This is a genomic window from Streptomyces sp. NPDC006314 (assembly GCF_040613075.1).
Classification (GTDB): domain Bacteria; phylum Actinomycetota; class Actinomycetes; order Streptomycetales; family Streptomycetaceae; genus Streptomyces.
The window spans coordinates 1-1,232 of sequence record NZ_JBEXRL010000079.1 but is presented as its reverse complement, the minus strand read 5'-3'; the positions used below and the strand labels follow the sequence as shown (position 1 = coordinate 1,232).

1 protein-coding gene is annotated in these 1,232 nt (G+C 69.9%); it reads left to right on the top strand.

What is annotated here, in order from left to right:
• Window positions 1–1,232 (top strand): AMP-binding protein (locus ABZ079_RS36870; protein WP_356943805.1); only part of this gene is annotated, 1,232 nt, incomplete at both ends.

Genomic DNA, 1,232 nt, shown 5'->3' with positions numbered 1-1,232 from the left:
GCGACGGACCTGTTCGACCGGGCGACGGCCGAACGCATCACCGCCGCGCTCACCCGGCTGCTCACCGCAGCCGCCGAAGCACCCGACGCACCCCTCCACACCCTGGAGATCCTCTCGGACGACGAGCGGCAGACGCTCGTCTCGGCGCACGGCAACAACGCCGACGTGCCCACCGTGATCAAGGGATCGCTCCAGGAACGGTTCGCCGCGGAAGTCCTCGACCGATCCGCGGAGATCGCGGTCGATTCAGCGGCCGGCCGTGCGACCTTCGCGGAGCTGGATCTCCTGTCGAACCAGGTCGCGAACCGGCTGATCCGCGAGGGCGTGCGCGTCGAAGACCGCGTGGCAGTGCTCATGGACCGCTCCGTGATGTCCGTCGCCGCGGTACTGGGCATCGTCAAGGCGGGCGGCTCGTACGTCCCGCTGGACGACCGGCTTCCGGCAGAACGCATCAGCCGGGTCCTCGAGGAAACGGCCGCCCGGGCCGTCCTCATAGACCGTCCCGATCGGCTCATCCCCGAGCTCCGGTCGAAGTCCATCGTGTTGCAGGGCATCGCCGGGCTCGCCGGCGAGTCGGAGTCCAACCCCGGTGTCACGTCCGCCCCTGACCAGGTGGCCTACGTGATGTTCACGTCCGGCTCCACCGGTGTTCCCAAGGGCGTGTCGGTCACCCACGCCAACGTGCTGGCACTCGTCGACGACCCGTGCTGGCGCGGGGAGTCGCGCGCCAGGGTCCTGATGCACTCCCCCAGCACGTTCGACCCCTCCACGTACGAGCTGTGGGGTCCGCTGCTGACCGGTGGCGTCATCGTCGTGGCACCCGCCGGCGACGGCGTGGACGTGGAAACGCTCGCCCGGACCATCACCGACCACCAGGTCACCGGCCTCATGGTGGCTGCGTCCGTCCTGCGCCTGCTGGTGGAGGAGCACCCGGCGTGTCTGTCCGGCGTCCGGGAGATCTGGAGCGGTGGCGAGAGCATGTCACCGCAGGTCGTGCGACGCATCTTCGAGGCCGCCCCCGGCATCCTCGTCACCAACAGCTACGGCCCGACCGAGACGACGCTCTGCGCCGTCCACCACACGCTCGCCGCCGCCCCCGACCTCGACCACCGCATTCCCATTGGGGTTCCGGTGGGCAATACGCGGGTGTATGTGCTGGACGGGTCGTTGTCGGTGGTCCCGGTGGGTGTGGCGGGTGAGTTGTATGTGGCGGGTGCGGGTCTGGCCCGGGG